Genomic DNA, 23,394 nt, shown 5'->3' on the forward strand with positions numbered 1-23,394 from the left:
CGAGCACGCTCGGGTGTGGTGAAATTGATAATGCCAAGAGCCTGGGAAAGTTCCATTTTAAGGGTCCATGATGATGCCATGGACCCTTTTTACAGCAACTACCGGATCGGTCAATTGATCCTTAAACGATCGGCATTACCCAAACGGGTGGCTTTTGTGTTTTCGCGCCGATCAATCCAGCTTGGGATGCTGGTCGATCAGGATCTGCTTTTTCTTTTCCAATTCGGCGATCTGCGCGTTGATGTCCTCGACTTTCTGTTCGATGTTGTCGTAGGTCTCCTGCAGCAGCTCTTTCGCTTCTGAGCGATCCGAAGCGGCCGGCGTCGCGCCGCGCAGCGGCTTGTTGGCGGTTTCTTTCATGTACAGACCGGTGATAAGACCGATCACCGCCACCACCATCAGGTAGTAGGCCGGCATGTACAGGTTGCCGGTCGCTTCGACCAGCCAGGCGGCGGCGGTCGGCGTCGCACCGGCGATCAGCACCGAAATGTTGAACGAAATTGCCAGCGCGCTGTAACGGATGTGCGTCGGGAACATCGCCGGCAGAATCGAGGCCATCACCCCGGTGAAGGAGTTGAGCAGCACCGCCAGCACCAGCAGACCGACGAAGATCAGGCCAATCACGTTGCTGTTGATCAGAATGAAGCACGGGATCGCCAGCGCCAACAGGCCGATGCTGCCGCCGATAATGAACGGCTTACGGCCGATGCGGTCGCTGGTCAGGCCGATCACCGGCTGTACGAACAGCATGCCGATCATGATGGCGATGATGATCAGAACGCCGTGATCTTCCGAGTAGTGCAGGTTATGCGACAGGTAGCTCGGCATGTAGGTCAGCAGCATGTAATAGGTCACGTTGGTGGAGATGACGATACCGACGCACACCAGCAAACTTTTCCAGTGTTTGGCCGCGATCTCTTTGAACGAGGTTTTCGGCGGATTTTCGATGGCGTTGCGGTCATCTTTTTCCATCTTGTCCACGTGCTGCTGGAACGCCGGGGTTTCTTCCAGCGCATGGCGCAGATAGAGACCGATCAGGCCCAGCGGTGCGGCGATGAAGAACGGGATACGCCAGCCCCAGTCGAGGAAGTTGGCTTCGCCGACGATGCTGGAGATCAGCACCACCACGCCTGCACCCATCACAAAGCCGGCGATGGAGCCGAAGTCTAACCAGCTACCCATAAAACCGCGTTTGCGATCCGGCGAGTATTCGGCGACGAAGATCGCCGCACCGGAATATTCACCGCCGACGGAGAAGCCCTGCGCCAGTTTGGCCAGCAGCAGCAGGATCGGCGCCCAGATGCCGATCGACGCATAGGACGGGATCAGGCCGATACAGAAGGTGCTGACCGCCATAATGATAATGGTGATCGAGAGCACTTTCTGGCGACCGAACTTGTCGCCCATGGCGCCGAAGAACAGGCCGCCGAGCGGACGCACCAGGAAGGGCACGGAGAAGGTCGCCAGCGCGGCGATCATTTGCACGCCGGGAGAGGCGCCTGGGAAGAAGACCTGGCCAAGCGCATAGGCGACAAAGCCGTATACGCCGAAGTCGAACCACTCCATCGCGTTGCCCAGGGCCGCCGCGGTGATCGCCTTCTTGAGTTTGCTGTCATCGATGATGGTGATGTCGTTAATGTGCATCGGTTTATGTCGTTTTTTTCTTAACTTCATATAATCATCCCTTAATGAATTATTCGTTGTTCGTGAAAGCGTAATCTCCGTTCACTGTTGTTTTCGAGTTATCAAATCGGCTAATCGAATCGCGGTTCAAGACGATTCATTATCCACATTTAAGTTGGGATGTGGATCACAAAATATCGTCGTTTATGCCAAGGTTATGTCATTTAGGTGACTAATTATTTTGCATCTATATCTTGCGCCGATCAAATCCAGCAGTTTAACTTAAGTGTTTGCACCGATTTGGTGCGAGAATGGTCTAATAATTGTGCGATTTGACGGTTTTTCGTCTGATTAGGAATGTTTGAAGTATAGAGAGTACGGGAGATAAAACAGGAAAAATTGATGTGTTCACCGCTAAAAAATCACCTGGCCGGAGGATGGCCAGGCTGTTTGGTTTAGGGTACCGACGAACCGCCGAATTCCAGATAGATTTTCGCCAGGTTCTGGTACTGCGCGAAGCGGTTCTCGTCCACCGCCAGTTCCGCCTGACGGCGCTGCTCCTGAGCATTTAGCCAGTCGGTAATGGTGACGGCACCCTGCCGGTAACGCACCTCGTTCAGCCGCTCCGATTTGCGCGCCAATGCCAGCGAGGCCTGCAGCTGCGTCTCTTGCGCCCGCAGCTGTGCGCGCAGCGACAGGGCGTTGTTCACATCGCCCATCGCCTTGTACAGCGCCTGCCTGAATTCCAGCACCTGCTGTTCGTAGTCGTTACGGGCGATCTTGATATCCACCCCCATTTGCCGCCATTGCAGGAACGGCAGCGTCAGGCTGGCACCGAGGCTGCCCGTCGGGTTGCGCAGGAACTCCAGCAGCGCGCTGCTGCTGGCGCCCAGCGAACCGGTCAGGCTGAACGCGGGATAGTACTGCAGACGTTTCTCGTCGACGTTGGCCAGGGCGGCGCGCAACCGCAGCTCTTTGGCGCTGAGATCCGGGCGCCGGCTCAAGACGCTGGCGGGAATGCCGGTGCTGATCTGCGGCATCGCCGTCGTCGGCAGGCGTGCGGGCGCGATGGTGGCCTGGCCTGAAGGCGCGCCCAGCAGCACCGCCTGTTCGTTCAACGCCTGTTGACGCTCGTGTTGCAGCGTCAGCAGCCGGCTTTCCTGCGTCAGCACGTTCTGTTCCGCGTTCACCACGTCCAGCGCCGAGATGCTGCCGGCCCGGTAGCGGGCGTTGGCCAGCCGCAGCGTCTGTTTGGCGTAGGCGATGCTCGCCTGGCTGACGCCGATCTGCTGATTGAGGAAGCCGATGCGCCAGTAATTCGTGGCGGCGTTGGCCAGCAGCGTCAGGCGCGCCGTCTGCAGATCCTGCGCGGAAGCCTGGCTGGCCCACTCGGCGGCATCGCGCTGGCGCGCCAATTTGCCCCAAAGGTCGACTTCATAGCTCGTAGAGAGCGTCGCGCCGCTGGTTTTATTCCAGGCGGAGGACTCCGACAGCGGGCGATTGATGCCGCTGTTCAACGAGGCGTTGACGTCGGGGGCGGTGCTGATGCCGACGCGTTCCGCCTCGAGCCGCGCACGGTAGACGCGCAGCACGGCGACGGCCAGATCGTTGTTGCTGGCCATCACCTGTTGCAGCCAGCGATCGAGCTCGGGATCGTGGAAATCGCGCCAGTCGAACGGCGTCGGCGCGGCATTGTCGGCGGCGTGCTGCCAGCTCGTCGGATAGTTGACCTGCGGCGCCCGGTAGTCGCTTTTCAGGGCATTGCCGCAGCCGGCGGTGAGCAGGGCGGCGAGGCTTAACGCCAGGGGAGATAAAATTTTCATGGGTTACTCGCTGGCCAATGAAACGACCGGATCCATCCTTGCCGCTTTGCGGGCGGGGAGATAACCGAAGATCATGCCGATTAAGGTTGAACAGAAAAACGCCGTCGCGGCGGCTTGCCAGGAATAGATGGCGGTGAACATGCCGCCCGCCAGCGAGGTGAACAGCGACCCGGCGGCGAACGACAGTGCGATGCCCAATGCGCCGCCGATCAAACAGACCAGCACCGCCTCGATCATGAACTGTTGCATGATGTCGCCGCGCCTTGCGCCGACCGCCATGCGCACGCCGATCTCATGGGTGCGCTCGGTCACCGACACCAGCATGATGTTCATCACGCCCAGGCTGCCGATCACCAGCGAGATCGAGGCCACCATCAGGATCAGCAAACTGAGCGTCATCGAGGTGCGCTCGATCGATTTACGGAACTGATCGCGGTTGAACGTCATGAAATCTTTTACGCCATGGCGCTGAGTCAGCAACTGCGTGATGGCGCTGACGGCGGCTTCGCTGGCGACGTCATCCTTCAAGCGCACGGTGATGCCGCTGAGCGTGGTTTTGCCGACCATACGGTACATCACCGTGCTGTAGGGCATCCAGACGCTGATGCGGTTGGGCGCGTAGCTGTGTTCGCTTTTGGCGACGCCGACCACCCGCGCCGGCACCGAGCCGAGAAACACGATCTGGCCGAGCGGCTCGACGCCGAAATCGCCGAACAGCGCCTGGCGCGCATTGTCGTCGATGATCACTTCCTGCAGCGCGTTGCGATCGTCGCGGAAGGTGGCGCCTTGCACCAGCGTGATGCCGTTGACGCGGAAATAGTCGCGGCCGACGCCGGTGATTGACGCGGTGGCGGATTTGCTGCGAAAACGGATGCTGTCGGACGCGCTGACTTCCGGGCTGACGCTGTCGACGAAGCTTTGCTGCGCCAGTGCGTCGGCATCGGCCGGCACCAGGGTGCGGATGCTGTCGATGGCGTCGTCGAAGAAGTCACGCCCCGGATAGATGCTCACCACGTTGGTGCCGAGCCCCTTGATATTCTCCAGCGTGCGCTGTTTGGCGCCTTCGCCCAGCGCCACCACCGTGACCACGGCGGCGATGCCGAAGATAATGCCGGTCATGGTCAACGCGGTGCGCAGGCGGTGGGCGTTCATCGCCTTCAGCGCCATGTGCAGCGACTCGCGGGTGCGGTCGATAAGACTTTGCCAGCCGCTTTGCCGGCTGCGGTTCGGCGGCGGTAGCGCGACGGCGGGTGCCGATTGGCGGCCGCTGTCAGCGATGATTTTGCCGTCTTGCAGTTCGATGACGCGCTGCGCATGTTGCGCCACTTTCATATCGTGGGTGACGATCACCACGGTGTGGCCGCGTTGGTTCAGCTCGCTGAGGATCGCCAGCACTTCCTGGCCGGATTGGGTGTCCAGCGCGCCGGTCGGTTCGTCCGCCAGGATAATTTCGCCGCCGTTGATCAGCGAGCGCGCGATGCTGACGCGCTGCTGCTGGCCGCCGGAAAGCTGGCCGGGCTTGTGGTCTTCGCGCCCCTCCAGGCCCAACCGCGCCAGCAGTTGCGCCGCTCGCTGCCGCCGCTGATCGCGCCGGGCATTGGCGTAGATGGCCGGAATTTCAACGTTGCCCAGCGCGCTGAGATCGGGCATCAGGTGGTAACGCTGGAAAATAAAGCCGATATGCTCGCGGCGCAAGCGGGCCAGTTCGTCCGGCGACAGGTGGGCGGCGTTCTGGCCGCTGATGTAGTAGTCGCCGCGATCCGGCACGTCGAGGCAGCCCATGATGTTCATCAGCGTCGATTTGCCGGAACCGGAGGCGCCGATGATCGCCACCAGTTCGCCGGCGGCGATGGTCAAATCGATGTCTTTCAACACCGTCAGCGCCTGGCCGCCGTTGGTGTAGGTTCGGCTGATGCCTTTTAGCTCGATGATCGCGTTCACAGGAAGATGCCATCCTCAGCCGGCTTGGCGGCGGGCTGCGACAGCACCACGGTTTCACCGGCTTTCAGGCCGCTGAGGATCTGAATGTCGACGTTGTTGGTGATGCCGGTGGTCACTTTGCGCGTTTCCAGCCGCTGGTCTTGGGTCAGCACCTGCACCTGCTGCTCTTTGCCATCGATTTTATGCACTGCCTGGATCGGCACCAGCAGGGTGTGCTTCGCTTCGCCGAGCAGCAAGGACACCTGCGCGGTCATGGCGATGCGCAGGCGGTTTTCCGGGTTGGGCACGTCCAGCAGCGCGTTGTAATAGACCGACGCGTTCGAGGTGCCGGAACCGGAGGCGGAGCTGGTGCCGGCGAGCGAGTCGTCTTTCATTACCGATTCCGGTGCCAGTTCGATGGTGCGCAGCGTGGCGTCGTAGCGTTTATCCGGATCGGAGAAAATGGTGAAGTACGCCTTTTGCCCCGGTGAAATGCGGGTGATGTCGGCTTCGGAGATCTGCGCCTTGATGGTCATCATATCCAGCCGCGCCAGCTTGACGATGGTCGGCGCGCTTTGGCTGGAGTTGACCGTTTGCCCCTGCTGCGTAACCACGGCGATGACGATGCCGTCCATCGGCGCGACCACGCGGGTATAGCCCAGATCGATTTTTTTCTTGTCGACTTCAATCTGCGCCTGCACCAGGCGGGCATTGAGCGAAAGCTGCTCGGCGCGGGTGGTGGCGAGCGTGGCTTCGGCGGTTTCGAAGTCCTCCCGCGAGCTGGCTTCGTCGTTCAGCATGCGGCGCTGGCGTTTGAAACGCGATTCGGCCTGTTTCAGCTGCGCCTGTTTGGCCTGCAGTTCGGCCTTGATGACGTTCAGCGCCGCCTCGGCGTTGCGCAGATCGTTGCGCTGTTGCAGATCGTCGATGTCGGCGATCGGTTGCCCTTTGGTGACGCGATCGCCCAGTTTGACCTTCAGCGATTTCACTTCACCGGAGACCCGCGCCCCGACGTTAACGCGTTCGACGGCATCCAGTCGCCCGGTGGCCAGCACGGCGTTCTCGATATCGCCCAGGCGGGCCGTTGCGGTAACGTAATCCTGCTGCGGCGGGCGTTGCCAATAGAGAGCCAGCGCGATGGCGACGCAGATGAAAATGATGACGGCGATCAGCGTCAGACGACGGGGTGTGAGTTTCAGTGAAGTCATGCCCAGGTTTTCCATAACGATAAAAGCGGCGGTTCCAGTCTGCCATCATGGCAGCGCCAGCTTGAACTGGCGCTAAACGTGAGGCGCTTTCCCGCTGGAAAGGGGATAGTAAAGGCTTTCCCGCTAAAGATCACGGCGAGTTATTATCCTTCGGGGTGCAACCGGCTGTGTGGCGCGTTATACTGGCTAAAAAACCAGTATTCATTCATCAGCAGGATAACGCCGCCGCCATGATGCCAAACCGCCTCGAGCCGGAACTCGACATTTACCAATACCCGGAGCACCTGCGCGCCTGTCTGGCGCCGTTGCCCAAGGGGCCGGGCGTCTATCTGTTCCACGGCGAGAGCGAAAGCCTGCCGCTTTACATCGGTAAAAGCGTCAACGTACGCAGCCGCGTAATGGCGCATTTTCGCGCGCAGGACGAGGCGAAAATGCTGCGCCAAACCCGGCGCATCAGCTTTATCGAGACCGCCGGCGAGTTGGGCGCATTGCTGCTGGAGGCGCAGTTGATCAAGCAGCAACAACCGTTGTTCAACAAACGCCTGCGGCGCTCGAAACAGCTGTGTGCGCTGCGTCTGCAGGCGGACACGGTGACGATTGCCCACGCCAAAGAGATCGATTTCGCCGTCACGCCCCACCTCTACGGGCTGTTTGCCAATCGCCATGCCGCGCTGGAAAAATTGCGCGCCATCGCCGACGAGCATCGTTTATGTTATGGCAAGCTGGGGATCGACAAGCTGCCCGCGGGGCGAGCCTGCTTCCGCTACAGCCTGCGCAAGTGCGCCGGCGCCTGCTGCGGCGTGGAGTCGGCGCAGGAACATGCGCGGCGGCTCAGCGCGGCGCTTGAACAGCTGCGCATCGCCTGTTGGCCATTCGCCGGGCGCGTGGCGTTGGAAGAACAGGGCGAGACGCTGCGTCAGTACCATGTGATTCACAATTGGTTTTATCTGGGCTCGGTCAGCAGCCTGGCGCAGGCGCAGCGGCTGCAGAGTGCGGCCAGCCATTTTGACAGCGATGGCTATAAGATTTTGTGCAAGCCGCTCATGGCCGGCGATTATCGGATTATTGAGCTGCCGTAATGCCATAACGCTGTCGATAGCCTAAGACTTATCTGTAAATTCAGCGCATTATGCTAAAAAAGCTTGAGTCCATAATGTTGTTATGGATAATGGCGCCCCGAAGCGAAGGAACGCGCTATTAACTCAGTTGGCAGAGTGATTGGTTTTATAATGGCTTGTTTTGGCTTGAAAATTGATAGACGCGGGTTCGAGTCCTGCATAGCGCGCCAGCTTTCTTCCCTTCATCTCACCGCGCTTACCGTAAAGCGCACCCGGGTTGATTTGCACTATCGGCTCCTCGTTGGGATTTTCGGGTGTGCTTTACCGTAACCGCTGGCTTTCCTTCCTCTTTCTCTTTCGATCCTTTGCTAAACTGTAATCAGGCAGGCTTGCTGCCCGGCAACAGGAGGTCGATATGTCTCACTCCGAGCAACTGCAGGAACTCTTGCACCGCGTCGCCGCCCTCGAGGCGAGAGAGAAAGCGCTGAGCGCCGCGTCCAACGCTTATCAGGCGATTATCACCACCATGTTGGGCAATATGGAAAAGACCGAACGCGATCGGATCATCGCGATGATCGATCAGGCTCATGAAATCGCCTACGCCCGCGCCATTCAACGCAGCAACGAACCGCAAAAGCAGAAAATCAAACAGGCCGACGATGTGGCCCAGCGCATGTTCATGTTTGCGCAAGGCAAGGCCGCCCAGCCGCGCTGAAGCCGAACTATAACAGTTGCAGTCATTAAGTTGGCTAACTGATCTACCTGGCGAAACTGTACTTGTGTTACTTTTAGCGGTGAGATTTGATGGCAATGCTGTTTCCAGCATAAGGTTGTAACGATGGACGCGATTAAAAGCATCTTGGTTAAAGAGATTGAACAGATCAATCGGCGCGAAGGGCGTGACGGCAAGCCGCGCTTCAACAGCGAATTCGCTCGCACTCACCGCTATCTGTGCCTTGCCATGTTCGCCGGTTATTTCGCGGTGATCGCCGTGATGTACCAGGTGCCGTACATGGGGATATATGCTTTCCTGGGCTTCACCGCTTTTGTGCTGTTCATGTTCGCCATGCTGCTGATCGAGATCCGGCCGGTATACCGCTTCGAGGACATCGGGGTGCTCGATCTGCGGGTTTGCTACAACGGCGAGTGGTACTTTACCCGCGCGCTGTCGCCCTATGCGGTGCAGCAACTGCTGGAGGAGCCGTCCATCGGCGCCGCGCTGAAACAGAAGATGCGCGTGATCATCGGCAACAAGGGCGAAATCGACTTCTACGACGTGTACGACATGGCGTACGGAAAAAAGCCGCAGGATGAGCAGCCGCAGCTGGCGGCGGCAAACTGAAAGGTTTCCGGCCGGCGGCTTGTCGATTATACTCAGCGTTTGAACGCGAGCAGAATGAGGACCAAGCGATGAGTGATGATATTTTCGATTTTGATATCGATGCCGAACTGGCGAAAGCCGAAGAAAAAGCGGCGCAGAAGGTAAAAGAGGTCCCTGAGTTCCTCGAAGACGAAGCGGACTGCGAAGGTTGCAAGATCTGATCGCCTGCCCCATAAAAAAACCGCCGCGGCGGTTTTTTTTATGTCTGAGCGTCGTGGGGTGTCAATCCAGCACGAATCCCCAGATTAGCAACGTCGCCACCAGAATCAGGCAAAGCGCGGACACCGTCACCAGTATTTTCCCCAGAATGTCTTTTTCTTGTTCCTGCTGCGTCACGTTGAAATTATCCAATTAAAAGTCTATGGACCAAACCGGCGATGCTGAGATCGAGCGCCGCTATGCCCAGCGCCATAAGCATCATTACCGAAAGAAATCGAGTCTTGCCGTTCACGTCCTTAATCCCTGTGGACGCCGCTGTTAAGTTTTTATATCAAAGGGATATAATTCAGCGACGCCCTATTTCATGCATCATGATAGTGATTAAGAACGTTCTTAAGGCCAGAAGTTCCCTCGTCTGATAACGCAGCCGGTGCGGCAGCGTCAGTCGGTTACGATCCGCACGCCTATCTTGCTGACTTGATTGCCGTCCATTTCGGCGATGGTCCAGGTCAGGCCGTCCCATTCCACCTGGTCGCCGATCACCGGTTCGCCGCCGATCAGCTGAATGACGAACTGGCCCAGCGTCTGCTGCTCGTCCACGTCGTCTTGCAGATTGAGGCCATAAAGCTGCGAGATGTCGCTTAAACGGGCATCGGACTGCAGGATAAAGTCGCCGAAGAAGCGCTCGTCGAGCGTCACGGCCGGCGCCTGGCTAAACAGTTTGCCGAGGATGGGCAGGTCGTGCTCATGGCCGATAACGCACAGAATATCGTTCTCCCGCAGGCGGGTACTGCCGCTTGGATGCAGCAGTTCTTTGCCGCGGAACAGGGCGGCGATGCGGGTATTGGGTGGCATCTTCAGCTCTCGCAGCGCCGCGCCGACGCACCAGTTTTCCGCCGAAAGCTGATACACGAACTGTTCCCACTGGTTTTCCGGATGCACGTCCAGCCCAACGCGAGAGATCGGCGTCAGCGCCGGCGGCACGATCACCTTGGCTTTTTTGGCGGCAAACGACAGCGTGGTGCCTTGCAGCAGCAGGGAGACCAGCACCACGAAGAACGCCACGTTGAAAAACAGCTGGGCGTTGGGCAGCCCGGCCATCATCGGGAACACCGCCAGGATCACCGGCACCGCGCCGCGCAGGCCGACCCAGGAAATAAAGCCGCGCTCGCGCAGGGTAAAGCTGCGAAACGGCAGCAGGCCGATAAACACCGACAGCGGACGGGCGAACAGGATCATCCACAGCGACAGCAGCAGGGCAGGGATGGCGATCGGCAGCAGCTCGTGCGGGTTGAGCAGCAGGCCAAGCACCAGGAACATGCCGATCTGGCTGAGCCAGGCCAGGCCGTCGAAGGTTTGTACGATGCCGTGCCGGTTGCGGATCGGCCGGTTGCCCAGCAGCAGGCCGCACAGATATACCGCCAGAATGCCGCTGCCGTCCAGCGCGGTGGTCAGCGCAAAAATAAGAATGCCGCCGCTCACCGCCAGCAGCGGATAGAGGCCGTCCGCCAGTTTGATGTGGTTGATCAGCGTCAGCAGCAGCCAGCCGCCGCCCAGACCGAAGACGATGCCCATACCGAACTGCTGCATCAGATGCAGCGGGAAGGCCCAGCTCAGCGCGGTTTCCCCGGCGGCGATCATCGCAATCAGCGTGATGGTGAGAAACACCGCCATCGGATCGTTGCTGCCGGATTCGATCTCCAGCGTGGCGCTGACGCGTTCGTTCAAACCTTTGCCCCCCAAGAGGGAGAATACCGCGGCGGCGTCGGTGGAACCGATAATGGCGCCGATCAGCAGCCCCTGCAGCAGATCGAGATTGAACAGCCAGGCGGCGGCCATGCCGGTCAGACCGGCGGTGATCACCACGCCGATGGTGGCGAGAGACAGCGCCGGCCACAGGGCGACGCGGAAAGAGCTGACCCGGGTACGCATGCCGCCGTCGAGCAGGATCACCGCCAACGCGAGGTTGCTGACCAGATAAGCGACGGGGTAATTGCTGAAGACGATGCCGCCGGGGCCATCGACGCCGGCCAACATGCCGATCGCCAGGAAGATCACCAGGATCGGAATGCCGAGCCGGGAAGAAAATGAGCTGAGCAGAATGCTTGCCCCCACCAGCACGGCACCGATGACGAACAAACTGTTAATGGTGCTGGCATCCAAAATATCGCTCTCCTGAGGCTGGGGGATAGGCGGCACTGCGAGTGTGTCGATGATAACGTGTTTAGTGGGTAAAACGCCAAGGCTGATTGCGAAAACAACCAATCAATTATTGCCATTTGGTGTGATTAAACGAAGAAAGTGAGGAGAAGAGGGAGATTCCTGCCTTTTATCCAACATTATCAGGCTGCTGTATTTCTGCTTCGGCAACAATGTTCGATCGTGGCTGAGGGAAAAACCATTAAGCCCGCGCAGGCAGGCTTAATGGTTTGCAGGCGCGGTAGGATTAATGATCGAGCGATTCCAGCGCCCGTTTGATCAGCTCGGAGGCCAGCTTGCTTTCCGCTTCGGAAATGCCGTCGAGATTGAAGTTGGAGAGCTCAGCGACCAGAATGCTGCGTTCTTTGCCGCTGATCGAAGCGTCCAGCGCGGACAGCAACCTGCCGAGGATCTTCAGCAGGGTGGCGTTTTCCGCTATGGCTTCCTGAGCCGGGGTGTTCTTGTCGGTCATTCAAAATCCTCTCTGTCGTGACGGAAGGGAGATGCAGCTAACGCCATCGAATGAATTAAACGATCGCGCAGCCCTTCGGGGGTGTTGAGCCCAATCACTACCGTAAGGCAGGGATCCGGATTTCTACTTATGCATTGCAGTTATAACGGCTAGGTTATCTATGCAGCCGTATCACTTTGCCCTAACGGGCGACGTCAGGCTGAGCAATGTGTGCTCTGCATGCAAACGACCAGTATAGGCTTTTTGCGCGGCGGTAATATGACAGAAAGCCCCTGCAAATGTTCTGGGTTACAGGGGCCAAGGTTATTGCGGCTTGCCGGAGAACAGGAAGCGCAGCAGCGGAACGCGTTTGTGCAGTTCATATAACGCGAAGGCCAGCGAGAACACAAACAGCAGGCCCAGCAAGAATCCCAACAGGTTGTTGCCGATATAAGGCGTCACGAAAGCGCCATATATCAGGGTCAACGGATGGTGCACCAGATATATAAACAGCGAGGCGTTGACCAGATAGGTGATGCGCGGCGAGTGATAATTCAGCAGGTTATGCCCGAAAGAGAACGCCACGTTGGTCATCAGGATCCCCATTAGGGTTTTGATCACCACTTCCAGCTCGAACATATAGCTGCTGTGCGCCAGCAGCTTTTGGTTCAGCATATATGCGATAAACAGCAGCAGCGAACCGAGCAGCGCCAGCGGTGAGCGGCGCAGAAAAATCTCTTTAAGCCACACATACTTAAACGCATAAGCGCCGAGGATGAAGAACGGCAGGTAGAACATCGTCTCCATCACCACGAAATTGAACAGGCCGTTGGATAATAGCTGCGGTGCAAAAATTAAAATAATGCGGTGCGCGGCCGAATAGCATATCGCATAAATAAAGAAATACAGTGAGATGTTTCCTAATCCACGCATTCTGTTTATTAACGCAGGAATATGTTCACGGGGTTGACGCTTGATGTTGCGGAACAGATAAAAGCAGGCGAAGGTTAACAATGACAGGGTCAATAAGAACCAAAGATGAGACACCAATTCCCAAACTGTTACATTTATTTTCTGATAGAGAGAAAACTCATCCCAGCCGTTTAATTTATCGGTGAAATATTTCAGCATGAAAAACTGCGGCACCGTGATTAGCGGGATGGAACTCAACAGCGGGATCGCCACCCGCTCCAGCCTGACCTTCAGCCACTGGTGGCGCTCGTAGCGCTCGTAAAGCATGTAGGAGAAGTAGCCGGAGATCACGAAGAACACCTGCATGCGGAAGGCGTGGATGAAGTCGTTCAGCACCGTGAGCGAGAAAGAGGGCGACGGGCTGTTCACCGCCCAGGCGTGGCTGGAATAGATCAGGGAGAGGTGAAACGGGATGCCGAGCAACATCAAATAGGCTCTGATGGAGTCGAGAAAAAACTCGCGCTGTTTGCTGCCTTTAGTCATAGATTACCGCTGGTGATTTAATCGAGTGTTCATTAACACGCTTAATAAGTCGTCAAACGTTAAATTGTTATCCGGAACCCTACTATAGCCCCCCGCATTTTTCCATAGCGTCTTGTTGCGCGGCTTGCTACGCTGGTGTTCCATCAGCTGCTTAAACAATGAGCCGTAAACATGAACCATCCATTTATCATGTTGTCGGAAAGCTGAGTAATCCATTAATATGGATTTAAATGATTTGAGCACACGAATAGGGGGGGATGTGCTAGTTAATATATTATCCGGACAACCACGCGCCGCGAGCGTTCGTTGGTTAGGTGCTACCGTATTGTTCACGCTGTTCAGTTCGCCGGCATGGGCCTTTTCTATTGATGATGTGGCCAAGCAGGCGCAGGATCTGGCGGCGAAAGGTTTCGAAGCCCCGAAGAGCAACCTTCCTTCTCAGTTCCGCGAGATGAAGTTCGCAGACTATCAGCAGATTCAGTTCAATCACGATAAAGCCTATTGGAGCAAGCTGAAAACCCCTTTCAAGCTTGAGTTTTATCATCAGGGGATGTATTTCGACACGCCGGTGAAAATCAACGAAGTCACCTCCACCAGCGTAAAACAGATCAAGTACAGCCCGGATTACTTCAACTTCGGTTCGGTCAAACACGACCCTGAATCGGTGAAAAATCTCGGTTTTGCCGGCTTTAAGGTGCTCTACCCGGTCAACAGCGCCGACAAAAACGATGAGATCATGAGCCTGCTTGGCGCGAGCTATTTCCGCGTGGTGGGTAAAGGGCAGGTTTACGGGCTTTCCGCTCGCGGCCTGGCCATCGATACCGCTTTGCCGTCCGGTGAAGAGTTCCCGCGTTTCCGCGAATTCTGGGTTGAGCGTCCGAAGCAGGGCGACAAGCACCTGGTGATCTATGCGCTGCTGGATTCCCCGCGCGCCACCGGCGCTTACCGTTTCACGGTGATCCCGGGCCGCGACACCACCGTGGACGTCGAGTCCAAAGTGTTCCTGCGCGACAAGGTGGGCAAACTGGGCCTGGCGCCGCTGACCAGCATGTTCCTGTTCGGGCCGAACCAGCCGTCGCCGACGTTGAACTATCGTCCGGCGTTGCACGACTCCAACGGCCTGTCTATCCATGCCGGCAACGGCGAGTGGATCTGGCGCCCGCTGAACAATCCTAAACACCTGTCCGTCAGCACCTATACCGTCGAGAATCCGAAAGGCTTCGGTCTGCTGCAGCGCGGCCGCAACTTCAAAGAATATGAAGATCTGGACGATCGTTACGATCTGCGCCCGAGCGCCTGGATCGAACCGAAGGGCGACTGGGGCAAAGGCAAGGTTGAGCTGGTGGAGATCCCGACGGCGGATGAAACCAACGACAACATCGTCGCGTTCTGGACGCCGGATACGCTGCCGGAAGCCAAAAAGCCGCTGACGCTGAGCTACCGCCTGAACTTCACCCGCGATGAAGACAAACTGCATTCGCAGGACATCGCCTATGTGGCCCGCACCATGCGTTCTACCGGTGACGTGAAGCAGTCCAACCTGATTCGCGAGCCAGACGGCAGCGTGGCTTTCCTGGTCGACTTCGTCGGCCCGGTGCTGAAAGGGCTGGACGCCAATACCCCGGTCGCCTCTCAGATCAGCATCGGCGACAACGGTGAAATGGTGGAAAACAACGTCCGCTATAACCCAGTGACCAAAGGCTGGCGCCTGACGGTGCGTCTGAAAGTGAAAGACGACAAGAAGCCGGTAGAAATGCGCGCGGCGCTGGTCAATGGCGATAAGACTCTGTCGGAAACCTGGAGCTATCAGCTACCTGCCAATGAATAAGCCTACTCAACCCGCCCAGGATTATCTTGCGGCGCTGCCTCTGACCGCCGAGCGGTCGGAGGCGCTCAACCCTCAAACGGCGGATGACGCTCAGGCACTGGAGGCGCTCCATCGGCAGATGGGCGCCGCCGACGCCAACGTCAATAGCCTGTCGGCGGATGACGTGGCGCTGGCCTCGGTCAAACCGCGTATCGAAAACGCCTGGCCGGATGCGGTCAGCGATGACGACTTCGATACCGACGCAGAAGGGCGCGCCATTCTGAAGGCGACGCCGCCGATCAAACGAACCACCATGTTCCCGGAAGCCTGGCGCACCAACCCGGTGGCGCGCTTCTGGGATTCTCTCCTGGGGCGTTCGCCGCACAACCGGCACGCCACCAAAGAGGAGGCCGAGGCCGAGAACCGCTGGCGTACCGTCGGCTCCATGCGCCGTTATGTGCTGCTGGTGCTGATGCTGGTGCAAACCGGCATCGCCACCTGGTACATGAAAACCATCTTGCCTTATCAGGGCTGGGCGCTGATCGATCCTATCGCCATGCTGGATCAGGATCTGATGCAGTCGGTGCTGCAGCTGCTGCCATATGTGCTGCAAACCGGCATTCTGATCCTGTTCGCCGTACTATTCTGCTGGGTCTCGGCCGGTTTCTGGACCGCGCTGATGGGCTTCCTGCAGCTGCTGATCGGCAAGGACAAATACAGCATTTCCTCCACCATCAAGGGCGATGAGCCGATCAATCCGGCGCACCGCACCGCGCTGATCATGCCGATCTGCAACGAAGACGTCGAACGCGTGTTCGCCGGCCTGCGTGCGACCTATGAGTCCGTCGCCGCGACCGGTCAGCTGGAACACTTCGATATCTACGTCTTGAGCGACAGCTACGATCCGGACATCTGCGTGGCCGAGCAAAAGGCGTGGATGGAGCTGTGCCGCGATGTCGACGGCCACGGCCGCATCTTCTATCGCCGTCGCCGCCGCCGCGTCAAACGCAAGAGCGGCAACATCGACGACTTCTGCCGTCGTTGGGGTGGTGAGTACAGCTACATGGTGATCCTGGACGCCGACAGCGTGATGAGCGGCGAATGCCTCACCGGGCTGGTGCGTCTGATGGAAGCCAACCCGAACGCCGGCATCATCCAGTCCGCGCCGAAGGCGTCCGGCATGGATACCCTGTATGCGCGCGTGCAGCAGTTCGCTACCCGCGTTTACGGGCCGCTGTTTACCGCTGGCCTGCATTTCTGGCAGCTGGGCGAGTCGCACTACTGGGGCCATAACGCCATCATCCGCGTGAAGCCGTTTATCGAGCACTGTGCGCTGGCGCCACTGCCGGGCGAGGGCTCCTTCGCCGGTTCAATCTTGTCGCACGACTTCGTTGAAGCGGCGCTGATGCGCCGCGCCGGTTGGGGCGTGTGGATCGCTTACGATCTGCCGGGCAGTTACGAAGAGCTGCCGCCAAACCTGCTGGACGAGCTGAAACGCGACCGTCGCTGGTGCCACGGCAACCTGATGAACTTCCGCCTGTTCCTGGTGAAGGGCATGCACCCGGTGCACCGCGCGGTGTTCCTCACCGGCGTGATGTCCTACCTGTCGGCGCCGCTGTGGTTTATGTTCCTGGCGCTCTCCACCGCGTTGCAGGTGGTGCACACCCTGATGGAACCGCAATACTTCCTGCAGCCGCGGCAGCTGTTCCCGGTCTGGCCGCAGTGGCGGCCCGAGCTGGCGATAGCGCTGTTCTCCACCACGCTGGTGCTGTTGTTCCTGCCGAAGCTGCTCAGCATCGTGCTGATCTGGGCCAAGGGCGCGAAAGAGTACGGCGGGGCGTTCCGTCTGTTCATTTCGATGCTGATGGAAATGCTGTTCTCGGTGCTGCTGGCACCGGTGCGCATGCTGTTCCATACCGTGTTCGTGGTGAGCGCCTTCCTCGGTTGGGAAGTGGTGTGGAATTCGCCGCAGCGTGACGACGACGATACGCCGTGGGGCGAAGCCTTCCGCCGCCATGGCTCGCAGATGTTGCTGGGCCTGGTGTGGGCCGGCGGCATGGCGTGGCTGGATCTGCGCTTCCTGTGGTGGTTGGCGCCGATCGTGTTCTCGCTGATCCTGTCGCCGTTCGTGTCGGTGCTGTCAAGCCGCGCGACGCTGGGCATGAAGAGCAAACGCGCCAAGCTGTTCCTGATCCCGGAAGAGTACAACCCGCCGCGTGAGCTGTTGGCGACGGAAGAATACCTGCATCTCAACCGCAATCGCGCGCTGACCAACGGCTTTATGCATGCGGTGGTCAACCCGTCCTTCAACGCGCTGGCGACGGCGTTGGCGACGGCGCGTCACCATCTGCGCGCGACGCTCGATCGCAACCGCGAGGAGCGGGTGAACGAAGCGCTGCAGCTGGGGCCGGAGAAGCTGGCGAAGGGCAAACGTCTGGAGCTGCTGAGCGATCCGGTCACGCTGGCTCGTTTGCACCAGCGCGTCTGGCTGTTGCCGGAAGGCGCCGCCTGGCGTGAGCACTATCAGCAGTTGCCGCACAACCCGCTGGCGCACCCAACGGGCCGGCGTTAATCGCTGAACGGCAACGCCCAGACGGGGAATGCGCATGGCGCATTCCCCGTTTTTTTTACCTTTTGCTTACGTGCGCCGGTGCCGGCGGAGAAAGGGAACTGTGGTAGACTGCGGCCGATGCGTTGTTCACTCGCGAAACAACCCCCTTGCTCAGAGTCAATGTCGTGAATCTCTCTTCCTACCTTCGGCTGGCCTGCGTGGCGGCCGGCGTGATGGCCCTGACCGGCTGCGGCAGCATTATCAGCCGCACCGTGCCCGGCGCGGGGCATGGCCACCAGTACTATCCCGGCGTGCAGTGGGATCTGCGCGATACGCCCTGGCGCTACGTCACGGTGATAGACGTGCCGCTGTCGATGGTGGTGGACACCTTTATGCTGCCGTTCGATGCGCAGCACGGCCCCTATGAATAAACCCGCTCAGCGGGTGGCGAACACCACCAGCTGATAGCCTTTCTGCCCGCAATAGAAAGGCGCCAGCGCCGTCATGCTCAGCCCTTGCACGTGAGCGGCCAACGAATGCGGATTGTCGTCGTCGATAAACAGCGCGCCCACGTCGTAGTCATGGCTGGTATGCGCTTTGACCGCGGCGTAAAGGCGCTTCAGCACGCCTTTGCCGCGCCAGGCGGCGGCGAGGCAGACCGGGCCGTAGAGAAACACCCGCAGTTCATTCAGCGCGCGTCCGGCGAAGGATTGCGTGGCGAGCGTCGCCAGCATCGCGTCCACCACCGGCGGGCGCGGTTGCACGTCGGCGGGCATCAGGCAAACAAAGCCCGCCAGTTGGTTTTCCTGTTCAGCCACTAGTATGCCGATGCCGCGGTTGATCGCCGCCAGCTGCGCCTCATTCATGCGCGATACGATAAATCCCTGCCGTTTTTGGCGCTCGTCGAGCGCTTCCGGCACGTTTTCCCCCTGCAGCTGCAAAATGGCGGGGTAGTCGGTGGGGCGAGCCCGGCGAATATTCATGCTGCCTCCTTGGCGATGAGTGTGTAGTGCGGGTTAACGTTCATCCCATTCATCGGCCGCGGCCTGGCCTTCTTCGGTATCCAGCGGCGGCTCGAGCTGGAAGTCGCCTTCTTCCCATTCGTACAGGGTGTTTTCATCTATCCACTCGGCGGTGATCTCCACCTCGTCGTAGTCACCGTCGAAGATCGCCTGCGCCGCCGCACCGCTGCGCAGCGGCAGGCATTCCACCGCTTCGCCTTCTTCCTCGAAGAACTCGGCCTGCCACATCGTGTCGCCATCCTGCATCACGTACTTTTGCAGATTGAACTGCTGCGGCACCGGCGGTTCGTCATCGCCGCCGCCTTCGGCGGTGTCGATAAACTCTTCGCGTGCGGCCTCGATGGCTTCTTCCAGGGTTGCATACAGGCTCATGTTCGCCTCCGTTGACAATGAGAGTAGAGCGCCCGGCGGCACTGCCGGTGCGGTGGGGGAAACGTCAAACCTAATTGTTGTCTCACTGGCGCAGGATGCAAATTTTTTTGTTGTCCGCATTGCGACGATGGTTGTCCGCAAAGCGGGAGAAGAGGCGGCGAGGGCGGGAAATAATGGCGTCATCGTTCATTCAGGCGTCAGGAGAAGCCCATGTTAATCGACCCTTCAAGCAAATATCGACCGTTCCCGCCGGTGGCTTTGCCGGACCGCCAATGGCCTGCGCGTACGCTGCGGCAGGCGCCGCGCTGGTGCTCCAGCGATCTGCGCGACGGCAACCAGGCGCTGGCGGAACCGATGGATAACGCGCGCAAGCGCGAGTTCTATCAATTGCTGTTGCAGTGTGGTTTTAAAGAAATTGAAGTGGCTTTTCCTTCGGCGTCGCAAACGGATTTCGATTTTGTGCGCACGCTGATTGACGAGCAGCTGATCCCGGACGACGTCACGATTCAGGTGCTGACGCAGTCGCGCGACGATCTGATCGACCGCACCTTCGAGGCGCTGCAGGGGGCGCCACGGGCTATCGTGCATCTGTACAACGCCACGGCGCCGATGTTTCGCGACATCGTGTTCCGCCAGAATAAGGCCGCCACCGTGGCGCTGGCGGTGAACGGCGCGCGGCGCATTCGCCGGCAGTGCGAGGCACAGCCCGATACCGCCTGGTGCTTCGAGTATTCGCCGGAAACCTTCTGTTTTACTGAATTGGCGTTCGCGCTGGAGATCTGCGAAGCGGTGGCGGCGGTGTGGCAACCGGGGCCGCAGCGGCCGATGATCATCAATCTGCCGGCGACGGTGGAAGTGAGCACGCCCAACGTGTATGCCGATCAGATTGAATGGTTCTGTCGCCACTTCAGCCGCCGCGCCGATGTAACGATCAGCGTGCATCCGCATAACGATCGCGGCACCGGCGTGGCCTGCGCGGAGCTGGCGCTGTTGGCCGGCGCCGATCGGGTCGAAGGCTGCCTGTTCGGCAACGGAGAGCGCACCGGCAATGTCGATCTGGTTACGCTGGCGTTGAATCTCTATACCCAGGGCGTGGCGCCGGGCCTGGACTTTAGCCGCCTGAAGCAGGTGGTGGAGGTGGTGGAGCTGTGCAATCAGCTGCCGGTGCACCCTCGCCATCCTTATGCCGGCGAGTTGGTGTTTACCGCCTTCTCCGGTTCGCATCAGGATGCGATTAAAAAAGGCTTCGCCGCCCAGCGCCAGCGCCAGGATGGCTGGTGGCAGGTGCCTTACCTGCCGCTCGACCCCGCCGATGTCGGCTGCAGCTATGAGGCGGTGATCCGGGTCAACAGCCAGTCCGGCAAAAGCGGGGCCGCCTGGCTGTTGGAACAAAATCACGGGCTGGCGTTGCCGCGCGGTTTGCAGATTGATTTCAGCCAGGTGGTGCAGCGCGCGACCGACGGCAGCGGCAAGGAAATGAGCGGCGCGCAGCTGTGGCGCTTATTCCGCGACACCTATGGGCTGGTGGAGCAACCGCGCTTGCAGCTGCTGAGCTACCAGACGGAAAGCCACGGCATAGAGGCCTACAGCTTCAATGCGCGGGTTGCCTGTGAGGGAGAGCCGCTGCGGCTGCAGGGCGCCGGCAATGGCCTGCTTTCCAGCGCGGTGGATGCGCTGCGCCAGCGCTTCGGCTTGCCGCTGGCGATCGAGGACTACCACGAGCATACGCTGGGGCACCAGAGCGACAGCCGGGCGGTGGCCTATATTCGCTGCTCGTTGCCGCAGGGTGAGGCGACCTACGGCGTTGGCATCGACGTCGACTCCGCCAGCGCCTCGCTGCAGGCGCTGCTCAACGTCGCCGGACGCTATCTGGCGTCAACGTCGGCGCGGCCGGGCTGAAATAGTCGCTGGGCGCGACCCCCAGCACCCGGCGAAACATGGCGCTGAACGCGCTGGGGCTGTCATAGCCGAGATCCAGCGCCACTTCCAACACCGAGCGGCCGGTCGCCAGCGCGTTCAGCGCCGCCAGCAAACGGGCGCGTCGCACCCAATCGCTAAAATGCAGCCCGGTTTCGCGCTGGAAGCGCCGCGACAGGGTGCGTCCGCTGACGCTGAGATGAGCGGCCGCCTGTTCCAGCGTCCAGGGCTGCGCCAGCGTAGCCTGGATATGGCGGCACAGGGCGAGCAGCGAGGCCTCACGCGGTTCAGGCAGGTGCAGCGGCAGGATCGGCAGCATCCGCAACTCATCCAGAATCAGTTCCATGACGCGCTCATCGCGTCCGCCGCTCGGGTAATCGGGCGCAATCTCCATCGCACAGATAATCAACTCGCGCAGCAGCGGAGAAACCTGCACCACCTGGCATTGGGCCGGCAGATCGGCGCGCGCCAGCGGATCGACGAACAGCGTCCTGGCCGCCACCTGGCCGGTAATGCGCAGACTGTGCACCACCTTAGCCGGCACCCAGACGCCGCGGCCGGGCGGCACCACCCAACTGCCGAGCCGGGTCGTGACCTGCACCACGCCGCTCAGGCTGTGAATCAGCTGCGCGCAGTGATGGTAGTGATCCGGCTCGCTGTCGCCGTGGCGATAATCCTTGGCCAACGGCCGGACAGGCTGGTCGGGCGGCAGAACGTCGTGAAACAACAGCATCGTAAGCAGGCTCCGCGCGGCAAAAGGGGGAAGACAGCATGCCATGCGGCGCTGTTTCACACCAGTCTGTGGCGCGGTACGGCGGAATGGTTTATAAAATAATATTATATAATTTTATAAATTGATGGAGGGGCAATGGATATTGACGCGATGCGCAAGGCGGCGGCGCAAGCTGGCGCGATGCTGCGCACCTTGGGCAACGAAGATCGGCTGCTGCTGCTGTGCCGGCTCAGCCAGGGCGAGATGGCGGTGAGCGAGCTGGCGCAGGCGCTGGATATCCGCCAGCCGACGCTGTCCCAGCAGCTTGGCGTGCTGCGCGAGGAGGGATTGGTCTCCACCCGACGTGCCGGCAAGCAGATTTACTATGCGGTGGCCGACGCCAAAGCGCTGGCGCTGCTCCATACCCTGTATCAACTCTATTGCCCACAGCCGGAGAACCGCGATGACCATTGACTGGCAACACTTCACGCCGTATTCCGCGCTGGCGGGCGGAGCCATTATCGGCGCAGCGGTGGCGCTGCTGCTGCTGTTCAACGGCCGGATCGCCGGCATCAGCGGCATTACCGGCGGTTTATTGAGCGCGGGTGGCCGCGAGCGGGGCTGGCGCGCCGCATTTCTTGGCGGGTTGCTGATTTCCCCCCGGCTGTATGCTGCCGCAGCGGCTTTGCCGTCTGCTGAGATCGCGGCCGGCAGCGGCGGGCTGGCGGTAGCAGGGCTGTTGGTGGGGGTGGGGACTCGATTGGGCAGCGGTTGCACCAGCGGGCACGGCGTGTGCGGCGTCGCGCGGCTGGCACCGCGTTCGCTGGCCGCCACGGCGGTGTTTATGCTGCTGGGTTTTATGACCGTGTGGCTGATGCGCCACCTGTTGGGAGGGTGAGATGTTTAAATCCCTGTTGGCGCTGCTGAGCGGCGTGATTTTCGGTCTGGGGCTGATCGTCGCCGGCATGGCCAATCCGGCCAAAGTGTTGGCGTTTCTAGACGTTACCGGCCAGTGGGATCCTTCGCTGGCGCTGGTGATGGTTGGGGCGATCGCGGTGGCGGCGCCGGCCTTCTTGTGGGCGCGGCGACGCGAGCGGAGCCTGTTGGGCGAACCGCTGCAGATCCCGGCCGCCGGGCGTGTGGATCGCCGTTTGCTGGCGGGCAGCGCGCTGTTCGGCGTCGGTTGGGGCATCGCGGGCATTTGCCCTGGCCCCGCCTGGGTGTTGGCGGGGGCGGAGATACAGCGGGTATGGCCGTTCCTGCTGGCGATGCTGGCGGGCATGGCGCTGTATGAGATTATCATGAGGCGGAGGCGTACATGTCGATAGCCAAGGCGGTGTTGCGCATCGCGCGCCCGACCGATCGGTTGCAAGAGATTGCCGCGCTGTATTGTCGCGGGCTGGGGTTCGAAAAGCTAGGCGAGTTTGTCGATCATCAGGGCTTTGACGGCATAATGATCGGCCATCCGCAGCATGCCTACCATCTGGAGTTCACGCAGCATCGCGGGGTGCGGGTCGGGCAGGCGCCGACGCAGGATCATCTGCTGGTGTTTTATCTGCCGGATGAGAACGCATGGCGAGCCGCGTGCGAGCGGATGCGGGCGGCGGGATTCCTGGCTGTCACCGCCTATAACCCCTATTGGGATAGGGCGGGGCAAACCTTTGAAGATCCTGACGGCTACCGGGTGGTCCTGCAACATCAGGCCTGGCAAGGATAAAAAAAACCGGCGCCTTGAG

The 23,394-nt window shown here is 59.9% G+C and carries 23 protein-coding genes and 1 tRNA gene; 13 read left to right on the forward strand and 11 right to left on the reverse strand.

Translation table 11 applies throughout. The features are described from left to right. Positions 1-171 precede the first annotated feature (171 nt). The 4 genes from proP to REA38_RS12630 form a co-directional block, all read right to left on the reverse strand. Positions 172-1,674 carry a glycine betaine/L-proline transporter ProP gene (gene proP / locus REA38_RS12615; protein ID WP_033638006.1) on the reverse strand — a complete coding sequence of 501 codons (1,503 nt, stop codon included), beginning with the start codon at positions 1,672-1,674 and terminating at the stop codon, positions 172-174. A gap of 404 nt (positions 1,675-2,078) precedes the next feature. Beyond that, positions 2,079-3,446, reverse strand: coding sequence for a TolC family protein (locus REA38_RS12620; protein WP_308885981.1), 1,368 nt, complete (start codon positions 3,444-3,446; stop codon positions 2,079-2,081). Between the two features lie 3 nt (positions 3,447-3,449). Beyond that, the gene (locus REA38_RS12625; RefSeq protein WP_033646466.1) at positions 3,450-5,387 is read right to left on the reverse strand and encodes a MacB family efflux pump subunit; all 1,938 of its coding nucleotides are present in this window, start codon (positions 5,385-5,387) and stop codon (positions 3,450-3,452) included. Then, on the reverse strand, positions 5,384-6,565 hold the full coding sequence (locus REA38_RS12630) for an efflux RND transporter periplasmic adaptor subunit (protein ID WP_060418754.1): 1,182 nt from the start codon (positions 6,563-6,565) through the stop codon (positions 5,384-5,386). Before REA38_RS12630 ends, REA38_RS12625 begins: the two co-directional genes overlap by 4 nt. A gap of 239 nt (positions 6,566-6,804) precedes the next feature. On the opposite strand from REA38_RS12630, the gene cho reads away from it, so the two are divergent. The 5 genes from cho (at position 6,805) to REA38_RS12655 (ending at position 9,174) form a co-directional block, all read left to right on the forward strand. Continuing rightward, on the forward strand, positions 6,805-7,653 hold the full coding sequence (cho, locus tag REA38_RS12635) for an excinuclease Cho (RefSeq protein ID WP_033647447.1): 849 nt from the start codon (positions 6,805-6,807) through the stop codon (positions 7,651-7,653). Positions 7,654-7,765: 112 nt separating this feature from the next. After that, positions 7,766-7,862, forward strand: a tRNA-OTHER gene (locus REA38_RS12640). A 185-nt stretch (positions 7,863-8,047) separates the two neighbouring features. After that, positions 8,048-8,347 carry a sigma-S stabilization anti-adapter protein IraP gene (locus REA38_RS12645; RefSeq protein ID WP_049195113.1) on the forward strand — a complete coding sequence of 100 codons (300 nt, stop codon included), beginning with the start codon at positions 8,048-8,050 and terminating at the stop codon, positions 8,345-8,347. 123 nt (positions 8,348-8,470) lie between these two features. Further along, complete coding sequence (locus REA38_RS12650; RefSeq protein ID WP_033638009.1) at positions 8,471-8,974, forward strand: YlaC family protein; 504 nt, start codon at positions 8,471-8,473, stop codon at positions 8,972-8,974. A gap of 68 nt (positions 8,975-9,042) precedes the next feature. Continuing rightward, positions 9,043-9,174, forward strand: a complete 132-nt coding sequence (locus REA38_RS12655; protein WP_015377413.1) for a hypothetical protein — start codon at positions 9,043-9,045, stop codon at positions 9,172-9,174. Between the two features lie 61 nt (positions 9,175-9,235). On the opposite strand, the gene REA38_RS12660 is transcribed toward REA38_RS12655, so the two are convergent. From REA38_RS12660 to mdoC, 4 genes are all read right to left on the reverse strand, one after another. Then, complete coding sequence (locus REA38_RS12660; protein WP_033638010.1) at positions 9,236-9,364, reverse strand: hypothetical protein; 129 nt, start codon at positions 9,362-9,364, stop codon at positions 9,236-9,238. A 249-nt stretch (positions 9,365-9,613) separates the two neighbouring features. Further along, on the reverse strand, positions 9,614-11,335 hold the full coding sequence (locus tag REA38_RS12665) for a potassium/proton antiporter (RefSeq protein WP_033638011.1): 1,722 nt from the start codon (positions 11,333-11,335) through the stop codon (positions 9,614-9,616). Positions 11,336-11,618: 283 nt separating this feature from the next. After that, positions 11,619-11,843 carry a hypothetical protein gene (locus tag REA38_RS12670; RefSeq protein ID WP_033638012.1) on the reverse strand — a complete coding sequence of 75 codons (225 nt, stop codon included), beginning with the start codon at positions 11,841-11,843 and terminating at the stop codon, positions 11,619-11,621. 303 nt (positions 11,844-12,146) lie between these two features. Then, a complete protein-coding gene (gene mdoC, locus REA38_RS12675; RefSeq protein WP_308885982.1) occupies positions 12,147-13,277 on the reverse strand; it encodes a glucans biosynthesis protein MdoC in 1,131 nt (376 codons plus the stop codon). Positions 13,278-13,536: 259 nt separating this feature from the next. Between mdoC and mdoG the strand changes: the two genes are divergently transcribed. The 3 genes from mdoG (at position 13,537) to REA38_RS12690 (ending at position 18,066) form a co-directional block, all read left to right on the forward strand. Next, complete coding sequence (gene mdoG, locus REA38_RS12680) at positions 13,537-15,105, forward strand: glucans biosynthesis protein MdoG (protein ID WP_170310366.1); 1,569 nt, start codon at positions 13,537-13,539, stop codon at positions 15,103-15,105. After that, on the forward strand, positions 15,098-17,656 hold the full coding sequence (mdoH, locus tag REA38_RS12685) for a glucans biosynthesis glucosyltransferase MdoH (RefSeq protein ID WP_033638017.1): 2,559 nt from the start codon (positions 15,098-15,100) through the stop codon (positions 17,654-17,656). The genes mdoG and mdoH overlap by 8 nt, the downstream gene beginning before the upstream one ends. A 164-nt stretch (positions 17,657-17,820) precedes the next feature. Further along, positions 17,821-18,066, forward strand: a complete 246-nt coding sequence (locus tag REA38_RS12690) for a YceK/YidQ family lipoprotein (protein WP_033638018.1) — start codon at positions 17,821-17,823, stop codon at positions 18,064-18,066. A gap of 6 nt (positions 18,067-18,072) precedes the next feature. On the opposite strand, the gene REA38_RS12695 is transcribed toward REA38_RS12690, so the two are convergent. Together REA38_RS12695 and REA38_RS12700 are read right to left on the reverse strand one after the other, a co-directional pair. Next, positions 18,073-18,618, reverse strand: coding sequence for an N-acetyltransferase (locus tag REA38_RS12695; protein WP_308885984.1), 546 nt, complete (start codon positions 18,616-18,618; stop codon positions 18,073-18,075). A 33-nt stretch (positions 18,619-18,651) separates the two neighbouring features. Beyond that, on the reverse strand, positions 18,652-19,029 hold the full coding sequence (locus tag REA38_RS12700) for a MysB family protein (protein ID WP_033638020.1): 378 nt from the start codon (positions 19,027-19,029) through the stop codon (positions 18,652-18,654). A 210-nt stretch (positions 19,030-19,239) separates the two neighbouring features. On the opposite strand from REA38_RS12700, the gene leuA reads away from it, so the two are divergent. Further along, entirely contained in the window at positions 19,240-20,928 is a 1,689-nt protein-coding gene (gene leuA, locus REA38_RS12705; RefSeq protein WP_308885985.1) for a 2-isopropylmalate synthase, read from the forward strand. On the opposite strand, the gene REA38_RS12710 is transcribed toward leuA, so the two are convergent. Further along, on the reverse strand, positions 20,879-21,679 hold the full coding sequence (locus tag REA38_RS12710) for a helix-turn-helix transcriptional regulator (RefSeq protein WP_049195118.1): 801 nt from the start codon (positions 21,677-21,679) through the stop codon (positions 20,879-20,881). The genes leuA and REA38_RS12710 overlap by 50 nt on opposite strands. Before the next feature lie 135 nt (positions 21,680-21,814). Between REA38_RS12710 and REA38_RS12715 the strand changes: the two genes are divergently transcribed. From REA38_RS12715 to REA38_RS12730, 4 genes are read left to right on the forward strand one after another with little or no spacing between them, the layout of a single operon-like run. Continuing rightward, on the forward strand, positions 21,815-22,132 hold the full coding sequence (locus REA38_RS12715; protein WP_033638023.1) for a helix-turn-helix transcriptional regulator: 318 nt from the start codon (positions 21,815-21,817) through the stop codon (positions 22,130-22,132). Next, on the forward strand, positions 22,122-22,556 hold the full coding sequence (locus tag REA38_RS12720; protein WP_308885986.1) for a YeeE/YedE family protein: 435 nt from the start codon (positions 22,122-22,124) through the stop codon (positions 22,554-22,556). Before REA38_RS12715 ends, REA38_RS12720 begins: the two co-directional genes overlap by 11 nt. A gap of 1 nt (position 22,557) precedes the next feature. Then, positions 22,558-22,986, forward strand: a complete 429-nt coding sequence (locus tag REA38_RS12725; RefSeq protein ID WP_039566628.1) for a YeeE/YedE family protein — start codon at positions 22,558-22,560, stop codon at positions 22,984-22,986. Beyond that, the gene (locus REA38_RS12730; protein ID WP_033655072.1) at positions 22,977-23,375 is read left to right on the forward strand and encodes a VOC family protein; all 399 of its coding nucleotides are present in this window, start codon (positions 22,977-22,979) and stop codon (positions 23,373-23,375) included. The genes REA38_RS12725 and REA38_RS12730 overlap by 10 nt, the downstream gene beginning before the upstream one ends. Positions 23,376-23,394 lie beyond the last annotated feature (19 nt).

Source organism: Serratia sp. MF1(2023), assembly GCF_030954545.1.
In the GTDB taxonomy this organism is placed as follows: Bacteria; Pseudomonadota; Gammaproteobacteria; order Enterobacterales; family Enterobacteriaceae; genus Serratia; species Serratia sarumanii.

Bases quoted from the DNA above. Each gene is read 5' to 3' on its own strand.
- REA38_RS12695 (WP_308885984.1), bottom strand. From the start codon at position 18,618: ATGAATATTCGCCGGGCTCGCCCCACCGACTACCCCGCCATTTTGCAG.
- REA38_RS12715 (WP_033638023.1), top strand. From the start codon at position 21,815: ATGGATATTGACGCGATGCGCAAGGCGGCGGCGCAAGCTGGCGCGATG.
- cho (WP_033647447.1), top strand. From the start codon at position 6,805: ATGATGCCAAACCGCCTCGAGCCGGAACTCGACATTTACCAATACCCG.
- REA38_RS12650 (WP_033638009.1), top strand. From the start codon at position 8,471: ATGGACGCGATTAAAAGCATCTTGGTTAAAGAGATTGAACAGATCAAT.
- leuA (WP_308885985.1), top strand. From the start codon at position 19,240: ATGTTAATCGACCCTTCAAGCAAATATCGACCGTTCCCGCCGGTGGCT.
- REA38_RS12670 (WP_033638012.1), bottom strand. From the start codon at position 11,843: ATGACCGACAAGAACACCCCGGCTCAGGAAGCCATAGCGGAAAACGCC.
- mdoH (WP_033638017.1), top strand. From the start codon at position 15,098: ATGAATAAGCCTACTCAACCCGCCCAGGATTATCTTGCGGCGCTGCCT.
- REA38_RS12655 (WP_015377413.1), top strand. From the start codon at position 9,043: ATGAGTGATGATATTTTCGATTTTGATATCGATGCCGAACTGGCGAAA.
- REA38_RS12700 (WP_033638020.1), bottom strand. From the start codon at position 19,029: ATGAGCCTGTATGCAACCCTGGAAGAAGCCATCGAGGCCGCACGCGAA.
- REA38_RS12620 (WP_308885981.1), bottom strand. From the start codon at position 3,446: ATGAAAATTTTATCTCCCCTGGCGTTAAGCCTCGCCGCCCTGCTCACC.
- mdoC (WP_308885982.1), bottom strand. From the start codon at position 13,277: ATGACTAAAGGCAGCAAACAGCGCGAGTTTTTTCTCGACTCCATCAGA.
- REA38_RS12720 (WP_308885986.1), top strand. From the start codon at position 22,122: ATGACCATTGACTGGCAACACTTCACGCCGTATTCCGCGCTGGCGGGC.
- REA38_RS12730 (WP_033655072.1), top strand. From the start codon at position 22,977: ATGTCGATAGCCAAGGCGGTGTTGCGCATCGCGCGCCCGACCGATCGG.
- REA38_RS12645 (WP_049195113.1), top strand. From the start codon at position 8,048: ATGTCTCACTCCGAGCAACTGCAGGAACTCTTGCACCGCGTCGCCGCC.
- REA38_RS12725 (WP_039566628.1), top strand. From the start codon at position 22,558: ATGTTTAAATCCCTGTTGGCGCTGCTGAGCGGCGTGATTTTCGGTCTG.
- proP (WP_033638006.1), bottom strand. From the start codon at position 1,674: ATGAAGTTAAGAAAAAAACGACATAAACCGATGCACATTAACGACATC.
- REA38_RS12710 (WP_049195118.1), bottom strand. From the start codon at position 21,679: ATGCTGTTGTTTCACGACGTTCTGCCGCCCGACCAGCCTGTCCGGCCG.